At 34.8% G+C, this 22,678-nt stretch carries 18 protein-coding genes; 8 read left to right on the forward strand and 10 right to left on the reverse strand.

The window, feature by feature from the left end:
• Positions 1-213: 213 nt before the first annotated feature.
• The 6 genes from A9G22_RS06895 to A9G22_RS06920 all read left to right on the forward strand — a co-directional run bounded on the left by A9G22_RS06895 (position 214) and on the right by A9G22_RS06920 (position 8,029).
• A complete protein-coding gene (locus tag A9G22_RS06895) occupies positions 214-1,866 on the forward strand; it encodes a TonB-dependent receptor (protein WP_075508574.1) in 1,653 nt (550 codons plus the stop codon).
• Positions 1,867-2,043: 177 nt separating this feature from the next.
• Positions 2,044-2,331, forward strand: a complete 288-nt coding sequence (locus A9G22_RS11540; protein ID WP_065586192.1) for a TonB-dependent receptor domain-containing protein — start codon at positions 2,044-2,046, stop codon at positions 2,329-2,331.
• 546 nt (positions 2,332-2,877) lie between these two features.
• Complete coding sequence (gene pyrG, locus A9G22_RS06905) at positions 2,878-4,515, forward strand: glutamine hydrolyzing CTP synthase (RefSeq protein ID WP_065586193.1); 1,638 nt, start codon at positions 2,878-2,880, stop codon at positions 4,513-4,515.
• Positions 4,516-4,563: 48 nt separating this feature from the next.
• Positions 4,564-5,865 (forward strand): phosphopyruvate hydratase, encoded by a 1,302-nt coding sequence (eno, locus tag A9G22_RS06910; RefSeq protein ID WP_065586194.1) that lies wholly within the window; start codon positions 4,564-4,566, stop codon positions 5,863-5,865.
• Between the two features lie 231 nt (positions 5,866-6,096).
• Complete coding sequence (locus A9G22_RS06915) at positions 6,097-7,041, forward strand: VirK/YbjX family protein (RefSeq protein WP_065586195.1); 945 nt, start codon at positions 6,097-6,099, stop codon at positions 7,039-7,041.
• 79 nt (positions 7,042-7,120) lie between these two features.
• Positions 7,121-8,029: a lysine exporter LysO family protein gene (locus A9G22_RS06920; protein WP_075508575.1), complete on the forward strand. Its 909-nt coding sequence runs from the start codon at positions 7,121-7,123 to the stop codon at positions 8,027-8,029.
• Between the two features lie 65 nt (positions 8,030-8,094).
• Here the strand turns inward: A9G22_RS06920 and A9G22_RS06925 are convergent, their stop codons facing one another.
• The 10 genes from A9G22_RS06925 to A9G22_RS06965 form a co-directional block, all read right to left on the reverse strand.
• Positions 8,095-8,592 carry a methylated-DNA--[protein]-cysteine S-methyltransferase gene (locus tag A9G22_RS06925; protein ID WP_218058764.1) on the reverse strand — a complete coding sequence of 166 codons (498 nt, stop codon included), beginning with the start codon at positions 8,590-8,592 and terminating at the stop codon, positions 8,095-8,097.
• 159 nt (positions 8,593-8,751) lie between these two features.
• Positions 8,752-9,516, reverse strand: a complete 765-nt coding sequence (locus A9G22_RS06930; protein WP_075508577.1) for a histidine phosphatase family protein — start codon at positions 9,514-9,516, stop codon at positions 8,752-8,754.
• 13 nt (positions 9,517-9,529) lie between these two features.
• On the reverse strand, positions 9,530-10,858 hold the full coding sequence (locus tag A9G22_RS06935; protein WP_065586199.1) for an OprD family outer membrane porin: 1,329 nt from the start codon (positions 10,856-10,858) through the stop codon (positions 9,530-9,532).
• A 178-nt stretch (positions 10,859-11,036) separates the two neighbouring features.
• A complete protein-coding gene (locus A9G22_RS06940; RefSeq protein ID WP_075508578.1) occupies positions 11,037-12,428 on the reverse strand; it encodes a glycoside hydrolase family 1 protein in 1,392 nt (463 codons plus the stop codon).
• A gap of 3 nt (positions 12,429-12,431) precedes the next feature.
• Positions 12,432-14,327: a beta-glucoside-specific PTS transporter subunit IIABC gene (locus A9G22_RS06945; RefSeq protein WP_075508579.1), complete on the reverse strand. Its 1,896-nt coding sequence runs from the start codon at positions 14,325-14,327 to the stop codon at positions 12,432-12,434.
• Positions 14,328-14,515: 188 nt separating this feature from the next.
• Positions 14,516-15,358 (reverse strand): BglG family transcription antiterminator LicT, encoded by an 843-nt coding sequence (gene licT / locus A9G22_RS06950; protein ID WP_065586202.1) that lies wholly within the window; start codon positions 15,356-15,358, stop codon positions 14,516-14,518.
• A 183-nt stretch (positions 15,359-15,541) separates the two neighbouring features.
• Positions 15,542-17,416 carry a molecular chaperone HtpG gene (gene htpG, locus A9G22_RS06955; protein ID WP_075508580.1) on the reverse strand — a complete coding sequence of 625 codons (1,875 nt, stop codon included), beginning with the start codon at positions 17,414-17,416 and terminating at the stop codon, positions 15,542-15,544.
• Between the two features lie 361 nt (positions 17,417-17,777).
• Positions 17,778-18,020 carry an OST-HTH/LOTUS domain-containing protein gene (locus tag A9G22_RS11835; protein WP_218058765.1) on the reverse strand — a complete coding sequence of 81 codons (243 nt, stop codon included), beginning with the start codon at positions 18,018-18,020 and terminating at the stop codon, positions 17,778-17,780.
• 21 nt (positions 18,021-18,041) lie between these two features.
• Complete coding sequence (locus A9G22_RS11840) at positions 18,042-18,293, reverse strand: NYN domain-containing protein (protein WP_442899744.1); 252 nt, start codon at positions 18,291-18,293, stop codon at positions 18,042-18,044.
• Between the two features lie 390 nt (positions 18,294-18,683).
• A complete protein-coding gene (locus tag A9G22_RS06965) occupies positions 18,684-20,045 on the reverse strand; it encodes a sodium-dependent transporter (protein ID WP_218058767.1) in 1,362 nt (453 codons plus the stop codon).
• 363 nt (positions 20,046-20,408) lie between these two features.
• Between A9G22_RS06965 and ubiG the strand changes: the two genes are divergently transcribed.
• Positions 20,409-21,119: a bifunctional 2-polyprenyl-6-hydroxyphenol methylase/3-demethylubiquinol 3-O-methyltransferase UbiG gene (gene ubiG / locus A9G22_RS06970; RefSeq protein ID WP_075508581.1), complete on the forward strand. Its 711-nt coding sequence runs from the start codon at positions 20,409-20,411 to the stop codon at positions 21,117-21,119.
• 94 nt (positions 21,120-21,213) lie between these two features.
• Entirely contained in the window at positions 21,214-22,554 is a 1,341-nt protein-coding gene (gntT, locus tag A9G22_RS06975; protein WP_442899745.1) for a gluconate transporter, read from the forward strand.
• The last annotated feature ends 124 nt before the right edge of the window (positions 22,555-22,678 follow it).

A 22,678-nucleotide genomic window follows, 5' to 3' on the forward strand; every position in this document is an offset into this window, starting at 1 on the left:
ATTGTTTTGATAATAGTTTTGATTGTCAAGATATTAAAGTACCCATTGTTTTGTTTTCCCCCTATCATTATCCATTACCGTTGTTGCTTAATTTACAGTAATAGTTAAAAAATATAATATAAGTTGATTATGAAAATGATAATTATTATCATTATTTTGTTGTTCTAGTTTTAATTAATAAAGTAAAATAATAAACGATAGAGTGAACAAATAATGAAATTAGTGAATCAATTAGCTATATTAGGGGTATTGAGCACAACATCGGCTATTGTTGGAGCACAAGAAAAATTGAATGACGATACTAATATCGAGACGATGAAAGTTTTTGCTAGCATTAAGGATAATAATGATCAGCGGATAAAAAAATCATCAACAGCAACAAAAATGCCTTTTGATATCAAAGATATTCCTCAAACGATTAATTCTGTTAACCTAGAGCAACAAAAAATTTACGGGCAAAACGATCTCAATGTGATAATCAATAAATTGCCAAGCGTTGATACAACTTATGATATGAGAGATGAGGGTATAAAAATCCGTGGTTTTTCAGCAAGTTCTGGTGATATTTATCGTGATGGTGTTCGTGCAAGTGGACAGGTTAGGCAAAGTACCGCAAACATAGAACGGATTGAAGTGTTAAAAGGCCCGGCATCTGTGCTTTATGGACGTGGGTCGGGTGGTGGCATCATTAATATGATTAGTAAACAAGCTAATTTTGATTCGCCTTCGATTTTAAGCTTACGTAGCGGTTCATGGGATAAGTATGGCGGTATGGTGGATATCAATCACGTTTTACATGATAAACTTGCGATGCGAATGACTGTTGATCATCAATCAAACAGAAGCTTTCGTAAAGGCATTAAGCAAAGGGATACAATGGTCTCACCAAGTATACTTTATGATAATTTAGATGGATTTAATTGGTTAGTTCAATATACTCATGATAATTTGTGGCGTAAGCCTGATAGGACACCGGCTTATTATGATTTACCTAAAGGCGTATCGATTAAAACGGCCTATGCTCATTCTAATGATTATGTGAAAGATAATTATCGTTCATTACGTTCTGTCATGGGATTTGAATTCAACCATGACTGGTCTATTAAATTAACCAATCAATACCGTCAAGCGTCTCAAAATTTTGATCACATTTATGCAGGTAATTATTGTCATTTAAATGGCAAACTGAATAATGGTAAAGATTGTCATCATCAAGGTAAATTGCAATTTCGCCGAGCTTGGCAAGAAACTGCTAATAAGACATATAGTAACACTGCTGATTTAATGGGTAAATTTAATACAGCAAGTATTGTTCATGATATGCTTATTGGTATTGAATATAACATTGAAAAGCGCCAACCAAGATTAGCCTTAACCAACGTTTATCCAGAGGTGGTTGATCCGTTTCATCCGCATTGGCATTCCAAAAAGCCTCATTATAGTAAATTGAATACTAAAACTAATCATAAAGCCACATCGAAAGGATTTTATTGGCAAGACTTAATTAGTTTTACAGCACAATGGAAATTATTAGCAGGATTACGTTACGATAATTATAATTTTGCATCAAATGACAAATTAAAACATCAAAACCGTTCATATGATGGGCACTCGTTAAGTCCTCGATTTGGTTTAATTTGGCAACCTGTGGAATCGCAGAGTTTTTATGCTTCTTATAGTAAAAATTTTGCACCTTATGGAGGTCGAGGTCTTATTACAATTTCGACCAACTCAAAAACAGTTTATGATGATAAACCCCAATATTCGCGTCAATATGAAGTGGGAATTAAAAGCGATTGGCTAGCTGATAAACTTTCCTCTCAAATCGCCCTTTATGATCTCGAACTATATAATGTCCGTTACTAGCCGGATGCCGTTAATGATCCTTATAATTGGCAGGTAAAAGGGAGCGATCGTAGCCAAGGCATTGAGCTAAGCGCTATTGGTCAGCTGGCATCAAAATGGTACATTAATAGCGGTATTGGTTATCAACAAGCCAAAGTCCATAAAGATAAAAAAACACCAGCCAATTAGAACAAATATTTGCCTAACACGGCTAAGCATAGTGGTTATTTAAGCGTTCGTTATTTACCTTACGATAATTGGTTTATTGAAGTGGAACTTAATTATAAAGGATCGATGTATAACGATGATAAGAACGAATTTAAACGCCCTGGTTATACCGTATGGAATTCTGCGGTTGGTTATCAATCTCGCTACTTTGATGTAACTTTAGCATTCACTAATTTACTGGGTAAAGAGTATTGGCGTTCAAGTAGTATGCCGGGTACACCTAGAGCCTTTTTGTTGACCGCTAGTTATAGACTGTAAGGTGATATAAAAACAAGTACTGAATTAATTAAGCATTAAAAATGAGGTAAGTCATTATTGGCAAGATAACTCAGCTTGTTTTTCGGTATTTTGTTAATAAATTCAGTTTGTTAAACATTAAAAATGTTTATAGGGTTTTTTATATTAGTTAAGAGGCTGAAAATTTAATATCGAATGTTGACGATGATAATCATGCAATAAAAATTATCTAATTACCTCTTTAATATTAAAGTTAAAACAAACGGTTTTTTTAAGATCACATAAAATACAAAAAATGCACAGATAGGTGTAGAATCTAATTCAAAAGTTTAACAAGCTGTTACCGATATAATAAGCAAGGCTGATTAAAAAGGGCCATTTTAAAACATAAGAATAAATTTGGTGACACTCTTTTAAAAGAATTAGTTAAAGCTAATTATTCAATTGTGAGACAAGGCGGATTCTGCTATACTGCATTCCCGTCTGATTCTTGTATGTTGTATTGGTTTTGATTCTTTAAAATCGATGCAATATTGTTCTAATTAAATTAATAATGGTCTGGTATTAATGGTCACGAATTATATTTTTGTTACAGGCGGTGTCGTTTCTTCTCTTGGTAAAGGCATTGCCGCAGCCTCACTCGCTGCAATCTTGGAAGCCCGCAATTTAAATGTCACCATGCTCAAGCTCGATCCCTACATTAATGTCGATCCGGGTACAATGAGTCCTATTCAACATGGTGAAGTGTTTGTGACTGAAGATGGTGCTGAAACCGATCTGGATTTAGGTCATTATGAACGTTTTATTCGCACTAAAATGACGCGAAAAAATAACTTCACTACAGGTCGCATTTATTCCGATGTATTACGTAAAGAGCGCCGTGGTGATTATTTAGGAGCAACAGTTCAAGTTATTCCTCATATCACTAATGCAATTAAATCACGTGTAATTGATGGGGCAAAAGGTTTTGATGTTGCGATTGTTGAAATTGGTGGCACAGTAGGTGATATTGAATCACTTCCATTTTTAGAAGCGATCCGTCAGTTAGCCGTAGATGTGGGGCGTGAGCACACGTTATTTATGCATTTAACGTTAGTACCTTATTTAGCATCTGCTGGCGAAGTTAAAACTAAACCTACGCAACATTCAGTAAAAGAGTTACTGTCAATTGGTATTCAACCGGATGTATTAATCTGTCGTTCCGACCGCATTATTCCTGCACACGAACGAGCTAAAATCGCACTATTTTGTAATGTTCCTGAGCGTGCAGTTATTTCACTGAAAGATGTCGATTCTATTTATAAAATACCTGCATTATTAAAATCACAAAACTTAGATACTTTTGTTTGTAAACGATTCAATCTTGAATGTAAAGAAGCCGATTTATCGCAATGGGAACAGGTGATTTACGAAGAAGCCAACCCAGTGGGTGAAGTGACTATTGGTATGGTGGGTAAATATATCGCCTTACCAGATGCTTATAAATCAGTTAATGAAGCGTTAAAACATGGTGGATTGAAAAATCGTTTAACTGTGCATATCCGTTATATTGATTCAGAAGATCTTGAATCACGTGGAACTGATTTACTGCAAGGTTTAGATGCGATCTTAATTCCAGGTGGATTTGGTTATCGTGGCGTTGAAGGTAAAATCATGGCGGCTCGCTATGCGCGCGAAAATAAAATTCCATATTTAGGTATTTGCCTTGGCTTACAAGTGGCTATGATCGAATATGCACGTAATGTTGCAGGTATTAAAGATGCTAATTCAACCGAATTTGTCAAAGATTGTGCAAATCCAATCATTGCTTTAATTACAGAATGGAGCGACGAATCGGGAAATGTAGTACAACGCAATGAAAATAGTGACTTAGGGGGCACAATGCGCTTAGGTTCGCAGATTTGCCATTTAGAACCAAATTCATTAGTATACGGTATGTATAAAAATGAATCGATTGCCGAACGTCATCGACATCGTTACGAAGTAAACAACAATTTATTACCTGAAGTGGTTAAAGCTGGGTTAAAGGTCACCGGTCTTTCAACGGATAGAAAGCTAGTTGAGATCATCGAAATACCAGATCATCCATGGTTTGTTGCGTGTCAGTTCCATCCAGAATTCACTTCAACGCCAAGGGATGGACATCCACTCTTTAGTAGTTTTATTAAAGCTGCCAAAGCTTATCAAGAGCAGCAACAAAAATAGTTTTGAATTAACATTATTAATATATCTGTCATATAGAGGGAAAATAACATGGCAAAAATCGTTAAAGTACATGGTCGTGAAGTCATCGACTCTCGTGGTAATCCAACTGTTGAAGCCGAAGTTCATTTAGAAGGAGGTTTTGTTGGCCTTGCAATCGTGCCATCTGGGGCATCAACGGGGTCACGTGAAGCGTTAGAACTTCGTGATGGTGACAAGTCTCGCTTTTTAGGTAAAGGCGTATTAAAAGCAGTTGAAAACGTAAATGGCCCAATTGCAAAAGCAGTTGTTGGTAAAGATGCTTTAGATCAAGCTACTATCGACCAAATCATGCTTGATTTAGATGGCACTGATTTCAAATCTAACTTAGGTGCTAACTCAATTCTTGCTGTATCTTTAGCAACGGCTAAAGCAGCTGCGGCAGCTAAAGGTGTTCCTCTTTATCAACACATTGCTGACCTTAATGGTACGCCAGGTCAATACTCGATGCCATTACCAATGATGAACATCATCAACGGTGGTGAACACGCTGATAACAACATTGACTTACAAGAATTTATGATTCAACCGGTTGGTGCTAAAACAGTACGTGAAGCAATCCGCATGGGTTCTGAAGTATTCCACAACTTAGCTAAAGTATTACACGCTAAAGGCATGAATACTGCAGTGGGTGACGAAGGTGGTTTTGCGCCTAACTTAGATTCAAATGCTGAAGCATTAGCTTGCATTAAAGAAGCAGTAGAAAAAGCTGGTTATGTATTAGGTAAAGACATTACTTTAGCGATGGACTGTGCAGCTTCTGAATTCTATAACAAAGAAACAGGTAAATACGTATTAAAAGGTGAGGGTAATAAAGAATTCACTGCGCAAGAATTTACTCACTACTTAGAAGGTTTAACTGAACAATATCCAATCGTATCAATCGAAGATGGTTTAGATGAAAGTGATTGGGAAGGTTGGGCATACCAAACTAAAGCTCTAGGTCACAAAATCCAATTAGTCGGTGATGATCTATTTGTAACCAATACTAAAATCTTCAAACAAGGTATTGAAAAAGGTATCGCTAACTCTATTTTAGTTAAAGTAAACCAAATCGGTACATTAACCGAGTCTATTGCTGCGGTTAAAATGGCGAAAGATGCAGGTTATACAGCAGTTATCTCTCACCGTAGTGGTGAAACCGAAGATTCAACAATTGCTGATTTAGCTGTAGGTTTAGCGGCGGGGCAAATCAAAACAGGTTCAATGAGCCGTTCTGACCGTGTTGCTAAATACAACCAATTGATCCGTATTGAAGAAGCTTTAGGTTCAAAAGCGCCATTCAACGGTTTAAAAGAAGTTAAAGGTCAATAATTAGTTTTTTATAAACTATAATTATCACTTAAAAAAACGGTGACTAGTTCACCGTTTTTTTATTTTCATATAATTTAAACATTACTTGATGTAGGAATAGTTGCGCCGAATAAGGTTGTGTTGTACTCTTAATGTTTGATTTTTTTATGGCTTATTAATAAATAATGCATATTGATTAATTTAGCCACTCTATAATAGATAAAATAACTAACTCGATTTAAAGTTCTACTTATGAATAATATTACGAATATGTCTCGGCCAAAAAGTAAATGGCAACTCTTTAACTGGCTCTATGCTGGTAAATTACCACTAAATGAATTATGGCTTAACCCGACCTATCGTTATAAGTTTTTTTTAAGAACCTTATTCTTAAGCCCAATTACTCTAAAATGGCTTAATAAATTAAGACAATACCCATTACTTGGTTATTATCTTTCGTGCCAAACTAATTTACCATGCAAATTACAGCGACCTTATTTAGCATCTTGTTTAAGCCAAAAAGTACGCTATGCTGCATTAGCCTATCATTATGACTTTTTAGCAAAACAACCCGACAGCGTAACCAAAGCTTTTTATAATCCAGATTCGCCGTTTGTTTTGGCTAATGTTATTGTTAAAAATGAAACAAATATCCAAATTGCGGTTCAAGCTCGTAACAAATTTGCCAGAGAAGGCGAAGTAAGCCTTTATTTTTATGATAGTGATGGGATTGATTTAACCACTTTAACGTTTTCAATTGTTGAATATCAAGGTAAGCCAACGCTCTTTATTGCTGGTTTACAAGGTACAGGTCACGATGACGCACGTACTCGTGTACAAAAAGCAACTAAAGCCTGTTATGGGCTATTCCCTAAACGTGTTGCAGTTGAAGCTGCATTAACCGTTGCACGTTACTATCAATTAACGCAAATTGTTGCTGTAGGTAATAAAACACATATCTATAACAATTGGCGTTACAATAGCCGTCAAGAACGAGTGTTGTCTGATTATGACGATTTTTGGTTAACCCTTGATGGAAAACCAGATACCAATGGTTTATTTATACTACCAAACCAAATTAATCGAAAAACAATTGAAGAAATTGCCAGTAAAAAACGTTCAGAATACCGTAACCGCTATGCTTTATTGGATCAGCTTCAATTTAATATTGAACAAAATTTAGCATCATTAACATAATTATTAGCATTAATAGATTAAAACGTATACTTGATTCAATAATTTAAAAATTAATGAATGGATAGTTAAGGAATAAAATATGTATTTTGGCATTCTTATTGCGCTAGTGCCGCTTTGTATAGGTTATTTAATTAAAATAAAAAATAGTAATTGGCTAACAAAAATTAATCTAATTTTGAGTTGGATGATATATCTTATTTTGTTCATTATGGGAGCCGAACTTGCACAGTTGGATAATTTAACCACTAATTTGCAAGTTATTTTATGCTATGCAATTATTCTTTTTATTTGCACGTTCGGCGGGAATTTTGTTGTTTTAATGATGTTGGATTTTTTTTCCACCTCCAAAAGTGAAAATTTAAATCAAACTTATACGTCACATTTTAAGATGATTCTTGAATCATTACGTGTGTGTATTGCATTAATTGTTGGGTTTATTTGTGGATTATTACCATTATTTATTTGGCAATATGCTGAAAATGTAACTCAAATTATCCTAGTTTTTTTATTATTTTTAGTCGGAATTCAATTACGTAGTAATAATATTTCGATTAAGCAAATTTTACTCAATAAAGTTGGGATGACGACATCCATATTGGTTGTAATGAGCGTTTTATTGGGCGGGATCGTTGCTTCATTTATTTTAAACTTGCCTGTTCGCGTTGGTCTTGCCATGTCATCTGGCTTTGGCTGGTATTCATTGTCAGGTATTTTAATGACAGAAGCGCACGGGCCAATTATTGGTAGTGCTACATTTTTAAATGATATGTTACGAGAATTGTGCGCAATTATTTTAATTCCTACATTGATTAAGCGTTTTAAATTCACAACATTAGGATTGTGTGGTGCAACATCAATGGACTTTACACTACCAATGCTACAAAAAGGAGGAGGGATAACCATTGTTCCTGCAGCTATTGCCCAAGGTTTTTTATTGACTCTCATTATGCCTATATTTATTACGTTGCTTAATTATAGTGTGTTTTAAAAAATCACATAAAATCAATATTATACCTGAAGTTTTTTATTTTTTAGGTTATGTTTTATACACGCTCATTTTTTAGGAACAAAAAAAGGCGTAGTGTCGACGCCTTCGTGTTGTAGCAGTTGGATTTTTTTATCAATCCCCCCAGCGTAACCCGTTAAATTGCCGTTAGCACCAATGACCCGATGGCAAGGAATGATAATTGATATTGGATTATGACCAACAGCACCACCCACTGCTTGATTAGACATGTGTGGTTTGTCTGTTTTTAGTGCAATCTGTTTTGCGATATCGCCATAAGTTGTGACCTTACCATATGGGATTTCACATAAGATTTTCCATACTAAATGTCGAAAAGGTGTACCGTTTGGCGCAAGCTCTAGCTGATATAGATTTGGTTTCTTTTCTAAAAAATAATCATCAAGCCATTTTTTTGTAGAATTAAAAATAGGCAAATTAGGTTTTTCTTCTTTTTGTGCACTGACTATATCGCCAAAATATTTTTGTCCTTCAATCCATGCACCAACTAGCTTATTTTGTTGGCTAACCAAGGTAATTAATCCCATGGGAGATGAATAATTACATAAATAAAACATATTGACCTTTTATAATTTTCTATAAAAATGATGCTTTTTTATAGTGATAAATACGACAAATTTATCTATCAATATTGTACATGAATGGTAAAAAGGAATATGGCTCATTGACGAGCCATATGTTTAAAATCATTTAGCTTGATTTTTACCTTTTTCTACGTAGCTCATGTCGCCAAGGCTTTCAACGATAAATTTACCGTCATCGGTGTAACGAATTTTAGTGATACTGGCGTTGCCTAATCCTGCCGTAATTGGTTTATCTAGCCATTCTTCAACCATAGCTGTAATTGCCATACCGTGTGATACCACTAAAACATTACCACCGCCTTGTGCTTTGGCTGATTCGGCAATGGTTTTTAATGAAGACTGCATGCGTGTTTTTACTTTATTATAGTTTTCAGCCTCACCAGATTTTTCAACTGCAGCAATAGCATCTATCATTTTTTTTAGGGTAACTTTACCTTTTGCCATATCTGCCATTAGATCTTTATCTGATGCATAACCTAAGTGTTGGGCTGCAGGATTCCACATATTAGGGTCAAGATCGCCTTCAAAATCTCCAAAACAGACTTCACGCAATCCTTCCATTTCATTAATTTGAACTTGATCGCCTTTGGTTTCTAAAACAATGCGAGCTGTTTGGCGTGCTCTACCTAAATCACTAGAATAAGCCGAAATAAATTTAACATCTTTTAAACCTTGACCTAATTGCTCGGCCACTTCAACACCAGGTTTTGTTAAAGGCGTATCTGACCACCCTTGTGCACGATGAACATTATTAAACATGGTTTTACCATGTCGAGCCACATAAAGATAAATATCATCAGCAAAAGCTTGCGATACACTTAATATTGAAATAATTAACGAGCTGGTTAGTATAATAAATTTTTTCATTTTTCTGTCCTCTTTATAATAAGTTAAATTTGTAATCAATAACGGTTTCTGCTGAAAGTGAAGGTGAACGTTGATATTTTCCGTGTCTAAGTTTTGGCGTAAGGTCTGAGGTACTTAATGTTTTATAAGACCATCCATAACCAACCTTTGATAAAATAGAAAGATTTTTAAATGCACTACTAGTTGGTCTCCATATATCGAAAACGTTTATTTCGCCATTTTTCAATGTATTATGTTTGTAGTTAAATTGACCATAATTCATATATAAGCCTGTGCTATTATCTTTAACAAAATCATAGCTCATTACAGTGGTTAGCACTAGTTCACCATCGCGTAAATAGTCTGCACCTGCAGCAGCCAAACCATTAAAACGAGCCCGTGTATTTTTGCCTAAATGCCGATTATAATGCCCAATTGCATTGTGTTTATTAGCATCAGTGTAAGCTAATCCGATTTTAACACTCCAATCTTTTTCTTTCCATTCTATATCAGTTGCATAATGCCACGCATGATTTTCAAACTCTTTTTTGTTTTGCTTCATAGAATCATAATTATCAAGCGCATAACTACCGTAGAATTGCCCGCCTAAAATCAACTTTTGCATTGGTTTATAGGATAATTCAATAACATGGCGTCTTAGATAGTCTTTGGCAACACCATAAGAATAATCTAAAGTAAGATCTTTATCTTTATAAGCGATTTCAACTGTTGAAATATTATTAATGACTTTTTTACTATCTTTGGTTAAAAAATGTACTTTTCTGGCGGATTCTCGAGGTAATGTGCTATCTATATAAGCTAACGATAAGTAAATATTATCATATTTTAGAATTCCGCTATAACCCAGATAACTATTGCGAGTAAGGTGTTTAGATGAACTTATTATTCCAAAATTTTTCAAACTATGCCAGCCAATTTTACCGTTGAAATGAATGGCATTATTGTCAAATTTAATTTTTGCATAACGTTGGGTCATTTTATTAAAACCATGGGCATAATGTTTGTTATAACTTTTACCATCATTATAAAGTAAATTACGTGTTGCAAAATAATCACTAGCACCTAATTTTATTACATTATCATATGTGACATCAAAACCAATAGTGTTGAATAAGAAGCCTGATTTATAATCCAAAGTGAATACTTGCCCCCAAGCGCTGTGTACCTCTTTTTGTTGGGCTGCATTTTCTTTTAAATACTTCCAATGATTACGAGTAGAAAATTCAAACTTAGAATTTTTAAAAAATAGATTATCGAAGAGTGAATTATTCGTTAGTTCATTTGCCGATGCCGAAGAGCTCGATATCCCCAGTAGCATCATTGTGAGATATTTGATTTTCATTGTTATTTTCTTAACCTATTCCTGTTTGTATATAGCAAAACGATTTTAATTATTAAATTGATTCAATTATTTTTTTATATTGTTCTCTTTTTACTGGTATCTGCTTCTATGTTGATCTGTTTATTTTGAATGAAATAAAGGGGGAAGTTGCTAAGCATAATCCCCCTAAGTTATCTTACTATTTTAAATTTTCACCTTTTGATGAAATCACGGACTGATACCAATAAAAGCTTTTCTTTTTGAGGCGATTTAACGTACCTGTACCATCTTGGTTTAAATCAACATAGATAAAGCCATAACGTTTAGTCACTTCGGCTTTTGATGCACTGATAAGGTCTATTGGCCCCCAACTGGTATAGCCTATGACTTCAACGCCATCATTAATAGCCTCACGAATTTGTACTAAATGATCATTCATATAGTTAATTCGATAATCATCATTGATAGTGCCGTCTGCTTCTAATTTATCTTTGGCACCCAAGCCATTCTCAACAATAAATAGTGGTTTTTGATAACGTTCATAAAGTAAATTAAGGAGATAACGAATCCCAGTTGGATCGATCTGCCACCCCCATTCGGATGATTTAAGATAAGGATTAGGTACCATATCTAAAATATTACCTTTGGTTTTCTGAGACTCATCGGATGTTGCACAACAGCTCATGTAATAGCTAAATGAAACAAAATCGACGGTTTCTTTTAGATCTTGTTTATCTTGTTCGGTGATCTCAAGCTTAATATTATTTTCTTTAAAAAAGCGATTCATATAAGTTGGGTAATGACCACGAACTTGCACATCACCAAAAAATAGCCAACCATGATTTTCTTGATGAGTTGCCCAAACATCTTCCGGTTTTGGGGTAAGCGGGTAAGCCACTGCACCTAATAGCATATTCCCAATTTTGGCATCAGCAATCATTTGATGACAAAGTTTAACCGCTCGGCTACTAGCAACCAATTGATGATGGATAGCTTGGTAGATTTGCTGCTTAGTGCTGTTTCTATCCAAGCCTACACCCGTAAAAGGTTCATGTAATGACATGTTGATTTCATTGAAGGTTAACCAATATTTAACTTTATCTTTATAACGTGCAAAAACGGTTTTAGCATAACGAGTAAAGAATTCAATTACTTTACGATTGCCCCAACCGCCATATTGAGTGACCAGATAATAGGGCATTTCATAATGTGATAAAGTGACTAATGGCGTGATGTTGTGCTTTGCCATTTCATCAAATAATTTATCATAAAAGGCTAGCCCCGCTTCATTAGGATGTTCTTCGTCGCCATTCGGGAATATACGTGTCCAAGCAATTGATGTTCGTAAACAGGTAAAACCCATTTCAGCAAATAGGGCAATATCTTCTGGGTAACGATGATAAAAATCGATAGCGTTATCTTTTATGCTTGTAATATTGGTTTCGTTTCGATTAATGATGTCACCAAATAAGCCATTTGGTGTACAATCTGATGTAGATAAACCTTTACCATCTGTACGGTAAGCCCCTTCAACTTGATTGGCGGCAATAGCACCGCCCCAAAGAAAATTACTAGGAAATTTTGTTGGCATGTTTTACTCCTTATTTTGGGATAACGCTAATAAAGCCTCTCCACTTTGAATATTATCTTGTTTGAATATAGGTAGTATGTCTTGATAGTTATCACTGTTTGTAATAATGATTGGCGTGGTCACTTCAAAACCAGCCTGCTTAATTGCTTCTATATCAAAACTAACTAATAAATCGCCTTTTTTTACTTTGTTACCTGCTTTGATATGAGCCTGGAAATATTGACCGTCTAATTTAACGGTATCGATACCAATATGGATCAATATTTCGGCTCCGGAGTCAGTTTGCAAACCAATTGCGTGCTTGGTTCTAAATAGTGACACGACCTCACCATCATCAGGCGCTACAACTTGTCCAATTGTAGGAATGATAGCTGTACCTTTACCCATTAATTCACTGGCAAATGTGGGATCGTTAACCTCACTTAATGCAAAGACTTTTCCAGTCATTGGGCTGTAAATCGTAGTATTATTTTGCTTCTCAATGTTTTCATTATCTATATTATTAGGCGATAAATTATCGCTTTCATTAGTTTTCGATTTATCTTTAGCTATACCAAAAAAGTAAGTGGCTAATGACGCAATGGTAAATGATAGAATTGAAGCAACGACAACAGCATAAAATCTTTCATCTATACCTTCTGGTGGGATTAATTGTAAAAATGCAAATATACTAATAAAGCCAAATGAATAGGCTACAGAGTGATAACAACCAACAATAGCACCGCCAATAGCGGCAGATAAACAACCAATCACAAATGGTCTTTTTAATGGCAAATTGACCCCATAGATTGCAGGCTCAGTCACGCCAAAAATGCCAGACAATACCGAAGAACTTGCTAACCCTTTAAATTGTTTATCTTTAGATCGTAACATGACAGCTAATGCTGCACCAGTTTGAGCAAAGACTGCAGGGAACAGAATTGGCAACATGAAATCTTCTTGGTAAAGCGCTATGTTGTTCATGGCAAATGGCACTAATCCCCAATGAACGCCAAAGATCACCATGATTTGCCAAACAGCGGCTAAAATCATTGAGGCAATAACGGAATTAAGTTGGTAGATATAGATAATGCCCGAGGCAACTGCATCACTCAAAATTGATACTATAGGACCTATGACCGTAAACGTTAAAGGTACCGTAATTAAGATGCCAAGTAATGGAGAAATAAATTTTTTAAACGAATCATGCAATATTTTATTAAAGTTTCGTTCTAATAGTGAATAGAACCAACTTGCCAAAATAATTGGGAATACAGATGAAGCATAGGGAATAAGATTAATTGGAATAGAGAAGAATTCAGTTTGTAATTCTAGAGCTCCTTTCATCATACCGACTATATTGGGGTGAACTAAAGCTCCACCGAGAGCCATTCCAACATAAGGATTGCCACCGAATTTTTTCACGGCAGAAAAACCTAAAATAATAGGGAGGTAATAAAATGGTGCATCAGCAATGGCAAATAGGAAGTTATAAGTTGGTGTTTCAGGGGCAATGATATTAAGTATTTGTAACAGAGATATTAAGCCTTTTAAAATTCCTCCTGCAACAAGAATAGCTAGCGCAGGAATAAAAATACCTGAAACTAAATCAATCAATTTAGATAGCACGCCTGATTTTTTGCCTGACTTGGTCTCTGAGCTAGGATTTTCATTAAGATTGGTTAATTGCATGATATCGCTAAAAATATCTGCAACATTATTACCGATAACGACCTGAAATTGTCCTCCACTTTGTACAACAGTAATTACACCAACCTGTTTTTTTAATGTATCTGCATCAGCTTTATTATCATCTTTTAACACAAACCTTAAGCGAGTCGCACAATGCACTAAGCTGATAACATTGTCCTTTCCCCCAACATGTTGAATAATTGATTCGGCAAGTTGTTTGTTTTTCATACCTTATCCTTTCTAATGCAAAAAAAAACCTAAATCCCTTTAATTTAAGGAATTTAGGTTTTGCTCGCATAGCTAGTTATTTCACTATGCAATAACAATCCAAAAATGATTTGCTAAGATTAGCATGATTTAAGAAAAGTGAGTATAGATTGTTTAATCGTAATGATTAAATCGTGACTTATATCACATTATTGTTTTTTCAATTCAGTGCGTAACCGTTCAATATGAATGGTTAAATAAAGACTTTCGTCATCAGAAAGTGGATGTTGATATTGCTGTATCAAATGTAAATCTATTTGTTTAGTACATAAATAAGATTGCGCGTATTTTTGACGGATGATTTCATATAGAGAGGTATCTTGATGTGGTTGGAATTGTTGATTTGATATACGATGCGCAAAAAATTTTAAATGGGTAACAAAGCGCTGATAAGATAGACAGTTTTCATCATATTCAAAGTTAAAATGATATTTTACAATATTGAGGATTTCGCGCATGATTTTAGTCAAGTTGACAATATTGGGCATTGTGTCATTTAATTGTGCATTGATGATATGAAAAGTAATAAAACCGGCTTCATCTTCAGGTAATTCAACTGATAATCGATCTTTTATTATTGCTAGCGCATATAAACCGATCTGAAACTCTTTAGGATAAAACTTTTTAATTTCCCATAAAAAGCCATTGGGTATATCAAATCCTTGTTTATGGCGCTCAATGGCAAAATGGATATGATCAGTCAGTGAAATATAAATGCTGTCTTGCAATCTGCCATCTATACACTGTTTAGCATGATTAATGATAACTTCGGATGTAGTTAACACTTCAAAGGGAATTTTTGAAAGTAATTCTTCAAACTTTGGGAAAGTTTCTTTATTATCTAGTGAAAACTGCTTTTCTATGAGACTAGGATCGATTAAATCGCCTTCACGTTTTTTAAATCCAATTCCACGACCGGTGACGATTAATTCATTGCCTTTGGCATCAAGTGTGACAATAACATTATTGTTTAATATTTTATAAACTTTCATTGGGTATAATCAATTCCTTATGTTTATTTATTATGAATCGGCATAAAAAAATCGGAAGCAAAAAAATAAAAAAGTGTGATAAACATCATACTATTTGAAAAAATATAGTTGGCCTTTTTTTACAAGTATAAAAAAGCCCCGATAGAGTTAACTTATCGAGGCTAGTTAGTCAATATTTTCTTATTATTGCGCTAATAGTTTATTCATGGTTTGAATAAATTTACTTGGATCGCTAAGCGAGCCTTTTTCAGCAAGTAAAGCTTGATCAAGCAATAATTCAACCCAATCGTTAAATGCGCTTTCATCTTGCGTATCGGCAATACGTTTAACCAATTTATGATCTGGATTTATTTCAAACGTGTATTTGATTTCCGGCGCTTTCTGACCTGCTGCTGCAAACAATTTAGCCATTTGCGTGCTCATTTCGTCAGCGGCAGTGGTGACAATTGCTGGTGTGTCGGTTAAGCGATGGGTTAATTTCACTTCTTTCACTTTATCGCCTAATACGGTTTTAACACGTTCAATAAATGGTTCAAGTTCTTTTTCGACTTGTTTTTGCTCTTCACTATCTTGATCAGCTAATTTTTCGATTGATTCGTCTGATTTACTAATAGATTGGAATTGTTTGCTATCAAATTCAGTTAAGTTACTCATCATCCATTCATCAACACGATCGGACAACAATAAGACTTCAATGCCTTTTTTACGGAATAGCTCAAGATGAGGACTATTTTTAGCGGCACCATAGCTGTCAGCGGTAATAAAGTAGATCTTTTCTTGACCTTCTTGCATACGGCTAATGTAATCCTCTAGTGACACAGTTTGTGCATCGCTATCAGTATGGGTTGATGCAAAACGAAGTAATTTAGCAATCGTTTCACGGTTAGCAAAGTCTTCGCCGGTACCTTCTTTTAATACTAAACCAAACTCACTCCAAAACTGTTGATATTGTTCTTTGTCGTCTTTGGCAAGTTTTTCTAGCATTTGTAACACACGTTTAGTACACGCATTACGCAAGTTTTGGGTAATTTTGTTATCTTGCAAAATTTCACGCGATACATTTAATGGCAGATCATTTGAATCAATCAGGCCTTTTACAAAACGTAAATAGTTTGGCATAAATTGTTCCGCATCATCCATAATAAATACGCGTTGCACATACAATTTTAAGCCATGTTTATTATCGCGATTCCACATATCCCAAGGTGCTTTTGCTGGGATATAAAGTAAGCTGGTATATTCTTGCTTACCTTCCACACGATTATGGCTCCAACTTAGTGGATCAGCAAAATCGTGTGACAGGTGTTTATAAAATTCTTTATATTCCTCGTCGGTCACTTCAGATTTGCTACGCGTCCACAGTGCTTGGGCTTTGTTGACTTTTTCCCATTTAACTTCTTTGCTTTCTTCGTCAGTGGTTTGCACTTCAACAGGAAGTGAAATGTGATCAGAATATTTGCTGATAATAGAACGCAAGCGCCAATCGTCTAAAAACTCTTTTTCGTCTTCTTTTAAGTGTAAAATGATTTCGGTACCGCGAGTTTCTTTATTATCGTCCGATATTGTATACTCGCCTTCACCTGATGATTCCCACATAACCGCTTCGTCAGCTTTTGCAGTGGCTGCGCGTGTTCTAACAGTGACTTTATCGGCAACAATAAAAGCAGAATAAAAACCTACGCCAAACTGACCAATTAATTGGCTGTCTTTGGCTTGATCGCTACCAATAGATTCTAAAAACGCCTTAGTACCAGATTTCGCAATAGTACCTAAGTTTTCAATCACTTCATCACGCGTCATACCAATACCGTTATCGGCAATCGTTAAAGTACCGGCTTCTTTATTGGTAGAAATACGCACACCAAGTTCACCATCACCAGCATATAGATCTGGATTTTCAAGAGCTTTAAAACGAAGTTTGTCGGCGGCATCAGATGCGTTAGAAATAAGCTCTCTTAAAAAAATTTCTTTATTTGAATATAAAGAGTGAATCATTAAATGTAGAATTTGTTTAACTTCGGATTGAAATCCACGAGTTTCAGTGCCTGTTTTGCTCATTGATTAGTACCTCAAATATAATTAATTAGCTCAAGTAACATAAAAGATAAAATAAGCGATATTTAAATTTGACCTTTTTGTTTAGGTGACGCTTTGTAAAATTATCTTTAACATTAATTAAGCATAAATAGCTTAATGGTTTGATTAATTGATGTATTGTTATATGGGAATAAAAAAATGAATTTCAAGGGATACAGAAATGAATTTTATCGCATAACTTTTGGTAAAAATTGAATTATGACCCCATAACTTGAGCAAAAATGGATATAGGAATAAATCGCTGTACTAAATTTAACCTAGCTGTCACCTATAAAAACTAGCACTTGTCATGTTAGGTTTAAATAAGAGTCAGTTTTATTTGTCAAAGTTTAATTCGTAACGATGATATTTTTGTATTCGGGTGTACTCTGACATTTGTTGTATGTTTTGATAATTTAATTTTCAATAAATTAATAGTTTTTATTAGGTTTAATAGCTTAGTGTAGCCATGATTTTTAACATTAAAATTAGGTTTAGTTTTCTTAATATAGCTACCAATTTGCCTTAGTGATGCCCAACCAAGGTCATTTTCTTTTTTAACTGAATTTTTAATAAAATAAATCAACTAGACATATTTTTCATTCCTCTAGAGCTTTACGTCCAGATATATTTGAAGTTTAGTTTTTTCAATTTTAATTAAATTTTCAAGATAAATATATTTATTACAAGCTTTTATTAATGATTCAGGGATCTTATTCAATCCAAAATCATAAACAGCGATACTATTTTCTCTTATGCAAGAAGCAAGTCTAGTAAAATCGCTGTCACTAGAGACAATACAAAAAATATTAAAGAGATTGCTATATAGTAAATCCATAGCATCAATGACAATAGCTATATCCTAGCATTGTTTCCTTTTGTGTAAGCAAACGGTTGAGTTGATGTAATGGAATGAGGTAATAATTGTTCTTTCCATTTATTATCATTTAGATGAGCTCCCATGACCCTATATGCGTTTAACACTAATGACTCTATATTTGGCTATTTCATCAGGTAAAGATCCTATAATATCAGAAGATATATTGTTCGTATCAATAAGCACAACTAATTTTGGGGCAATTTACTCATTTTAGTTATTTTTCCTATAAAATTTATATGTATATTCTAGTTATTGTTATAAATGCAAAGTAATACACATAGCCATTACCTTATGATGATTGTTTTAAATTTAAAAAAAAGCCTTGATAGTTCAAGGCTTTTTTGTGAAAAATAAATTTGTAATGGTCTTTTATACAAAACCGTAAACCAAAATTATGATAACCGCAACAGGAACAATGTAACGAGTTAATATAGTCCAAATGCTAAACCAGACCGAGCTTAAGTTTAGCTCTTGGCGAATTAGCTTTTGATTCATCATCCAAGCACCAAATACCACAGTACCTAATCCTGTAAGTGGTAACATGATTTTACTAGTCAGGTAATCAAGTAAATCAAAAATATTTTTACCAAATAGTTTGACTTCAGCCCATTCATTAAATGCTAATAAACAAGCAATACCTAAAGCCCAAATAACTAAACTACTTAAAATAGTAGCTGATTTTCTACCCAATGGTGTTTTTTCTTCTAATAATTCAACGGTTGGCTCAAGTAATGAAATTGAAGAGGTTAGCGCCGCAAAAGTTAGGAATATAAAGAATAAAACACCTAAAACAGTACCACCAGCCATATTACCAAAGGCAATAGGTAAAGTAACAAAAATAAGACCAGGACCTTCACCAGGTTGTAAACCATTAGCAAACACGAGAGGAAATATTGCCATGCCTGATAGCATTGCTACGATGACATCTAAGATGACCACAGTGCGCGCAGTAGATAATAGATTAACATCTTTACCAAGGTATGAACCATACGCCATCATAATACCCATACCTAAAGATAGGCTAAAGAACGCATGACCTAATGCCGCTAATACGGCAGTGCCATTAATTGCAGACCAATTTGGAGTGAATAAGAATTTAAAGGCTTCACCAAAAGATGGCCCACTCACATAGGCAGCATACCCAACTAATGCTAATAGTAATACCCCTAAACCAGGCATCATAATTTTACAGGCCCGTTCTAAACCGGCTCCCACCCCCATAGCAACGATAGATGCGGTGGCAAACATAAATACGGTGTGCCAAGTTAATAAATGGCTTACGTTACCAAGAAAGTTATCAAAAATTTGGCCTGTAACTTCACCATGAGCACCTTCGAAAGTACCTTGTGCGGCTAAAACAATGTAATCTGTCGCCCAACCACCAATAACACTATAAAATGACAGAATTAAAAATGAACCCACTACGCCAATGATACCTACCCAACGCCATGATTTAGAACGACCTTCAGAAACAGCTACATCCTCCATAGTATGAATTGGATTTTTTTGCCCACGACGACCAATTAACCATTCTAAAACTAAAATTGGCAAACCAATAACAAACATAAAAAGTAAATAGGTAAGCACAAACGCAGAGCCGCCCATTTCACCGGCCATATATGGGAATTTCCAAATGTTACCCAAACCAACAGCAGACCCGGCTGCGGCAAGCATAAAACCCATGCGCGAGCTCCATTGTGAGTGACTTTTTTTCATAGTATCAGTACTCATTAATATTTTTCCTTTAATCTCAATTAGTTTAATTTAGCGTTGTGAAAAAAGTGTGCCTTTTATAAGTGAATTTTTAATCATGCCATGAAATAAGGCTATAAACAAGATTTCATTAGGTTATTAGTTATGTCTGTATAAAAATTTAGCGAGTAGTAATAAACTATATTCATTTTTAAGACAATTGTATTAATTTCTGAGCATATTAAATATTTTTAATATACCCAAAAGAAAATAATTAAACGGCTAATCTTGTTTGATATGCTATTTTTAAAAGCAGAAAAGAATTATTAGAGCTATTTATTGATAATTACAAGCACATAGCATATAGTTGCTTTCAGCTTTTATTGATATTAAAGAGTTTCTATGTCACAAAATATCGACCAAAATGAAATCGACAAATTTTCACGACTTGCCGCCGATTGGTGGAATCCAAATGGCAAATGCAAACCATTACACATAATTAATCTACTACGTGTGGATTATGTAAAACAAAAATGCGGATCATTGACTAACAAAACCGTGCTTGATGTTGGCTGTGGTGGTGGTATTTTGTCTGAAAGTCTAGCAAAATTAGGAGCGAATGTTACCGCTATTGATCTTGCTGATGAATCGCTTGCCGTTGCCAAAATACATGCCTCGCAAAATGGTCTTTCGATCAATTATGAAAAACAAACGGTTGAAGATCATGCACAACAACATCCATCCCAATATGATGTTATTACTTGCATGGAGTTATTAGAACATGTGCCTGATCCGTTTTCTGTCATACAAGCTTGCGCAAAATTGTTAAAACCTGGTGGAAAACTATTTTTATCGACTATTAACCGCAATCATAAGGCCAAATTGCTATTAATTTATGGAGCAGAATATATTGCACGGCTAGTGCCTAAAGGTACGCACGACTTTAATCGCTTTATTCGTCCGTCAGAATTGATGGTTTGGGTTGAGCAAGCAAAATTGGACGTACAGGCTATTGTTGGTATGGAATATCATTTATTTAAAAATCAATTTAAATTAAGTTCAAATGTAGATGTAAATTATATATTAATGGCACAAAAATCAGATTTATTCTAAAAATGTGATCAAATTCTCAATTTAGATATTTTTCCCAGTATTTTTTTTAAAATCTTCTATAATTTTGCATGTTACCGATAACACGGATTATTTTATTTTAGAGGGATTATTTATGCCGTTAATAATAATTGCTATTGGTGTAGCATTGCTACTTATTTTGATGTTACCGCTCCGCGTCAATGGCTTTATTGCTCTTATTTTAGTTGCACTCAGTGTTGGTGTAATGGAAGGTATGCCGGTTATGGATGTCGTAAAGTCAATTAAAAATGGGGTAGGCGGCACACTCGGTAGTTTAGCCTTAATTATGGGCTTTGGGGCAATGTTAGGAAAACTATTAGCCGATTGTGGTGGAGCGCAACGTATCGCAACAACGCTTATTGAAACATTTGGTGATAAAAAAATTCAATGGGCTGTTACACTTACAGGTTTTATTGTTGGTTTTGCACTTTTTTATGAGGTAGGCTTTGTTTTATTATTACCATTAGTCTTAACCATCGCTGCCACGTTACGAATATCACCATTATATATTGGTATTCCTATGGCTGCCGCTTTATCTGTCACTCATGGATTTTTACCTCCACATCCAGGCCCAACCGCAATTGCCGAAATTTTTAAAGCCGATATGGGGCGAACTTTACTCTATGGTACTATCATTGGCATTCCGACGGTAATTTTAGCCGGGCCTGTATTAACAAAATTACCATTTATTCGTGTAATTAATCATCCAATTGAAGAAGGTTTATATAACTCTAAAAAATTCACTGATGATCAAATGCCTAGCTTTGCTGTGAGCGTCTTTACTGCCTTAATTCCTGTTATTTTAATGTCGATTCGTGCAGTTTGTGATATGACTTTAGATAAAGGACATGCAGTATTACCTTATGTGGAATTTTTGGGCGATCCGGTCATTGCAACTTTAATTTCAGTGTTAGTCGCAGTATTTACCTTTGGGATTTTACGCGGTCGTTCCATGGCTGAAGTTAATTCAACTTTGGTTGATTCAATCAAAATTATTTCTATGATGCTATTAATTATTGGTGGTGGTGGAGCATTTAAGCAAGTGCTTGTCGATAGTGGTGTCAAGGTTTACATTGAACAGATGATGCATTCGTCGAATGTATCGCCGATTGTCATGGCGTGGTTAATTGCTGCATTGCTGCGTTTAGCGCTTGGTTCTGCAACTGTGGCCGCATTGACAGCAGGTGGCATCGTGTTCCCTTTAATTGCTTCAACAGGGGTAAGCCCTGAACTTATGGTGATTGCAACAGGTGCCGGTAGTGTTGTGTTTTCACACGTAAATGATCCTGGCTTTTGGTTGTTTAAAGAATACTTCAACTTAAGTATTACTGAAACCATGAAATCATGGTCATTATTAGAAACAGTGATTTCAGTTTGTGGATTAGTAGGATGTTTAGTTATTAATATGTTTATTTAATAGAACTACTACTTCAGTACTTAATTTTTGCCTCATCAGTTTTCATTTAATTGGTGAGGTTCTTTCAATCTATCTTTATTTAATCTGAATTCATTTTATTGGCTATCTTTTCATTCGAATAAAA

The organism is Gilliamella sp. App2-1, assembly GCF_001690255.1.
Classification (GTDB): Bacteria; Pseudomonadota; Gammaproteobacteria; order Enterobacterales; family Orbaceae; genus Gilliamella; species Gilliamella apicola_G.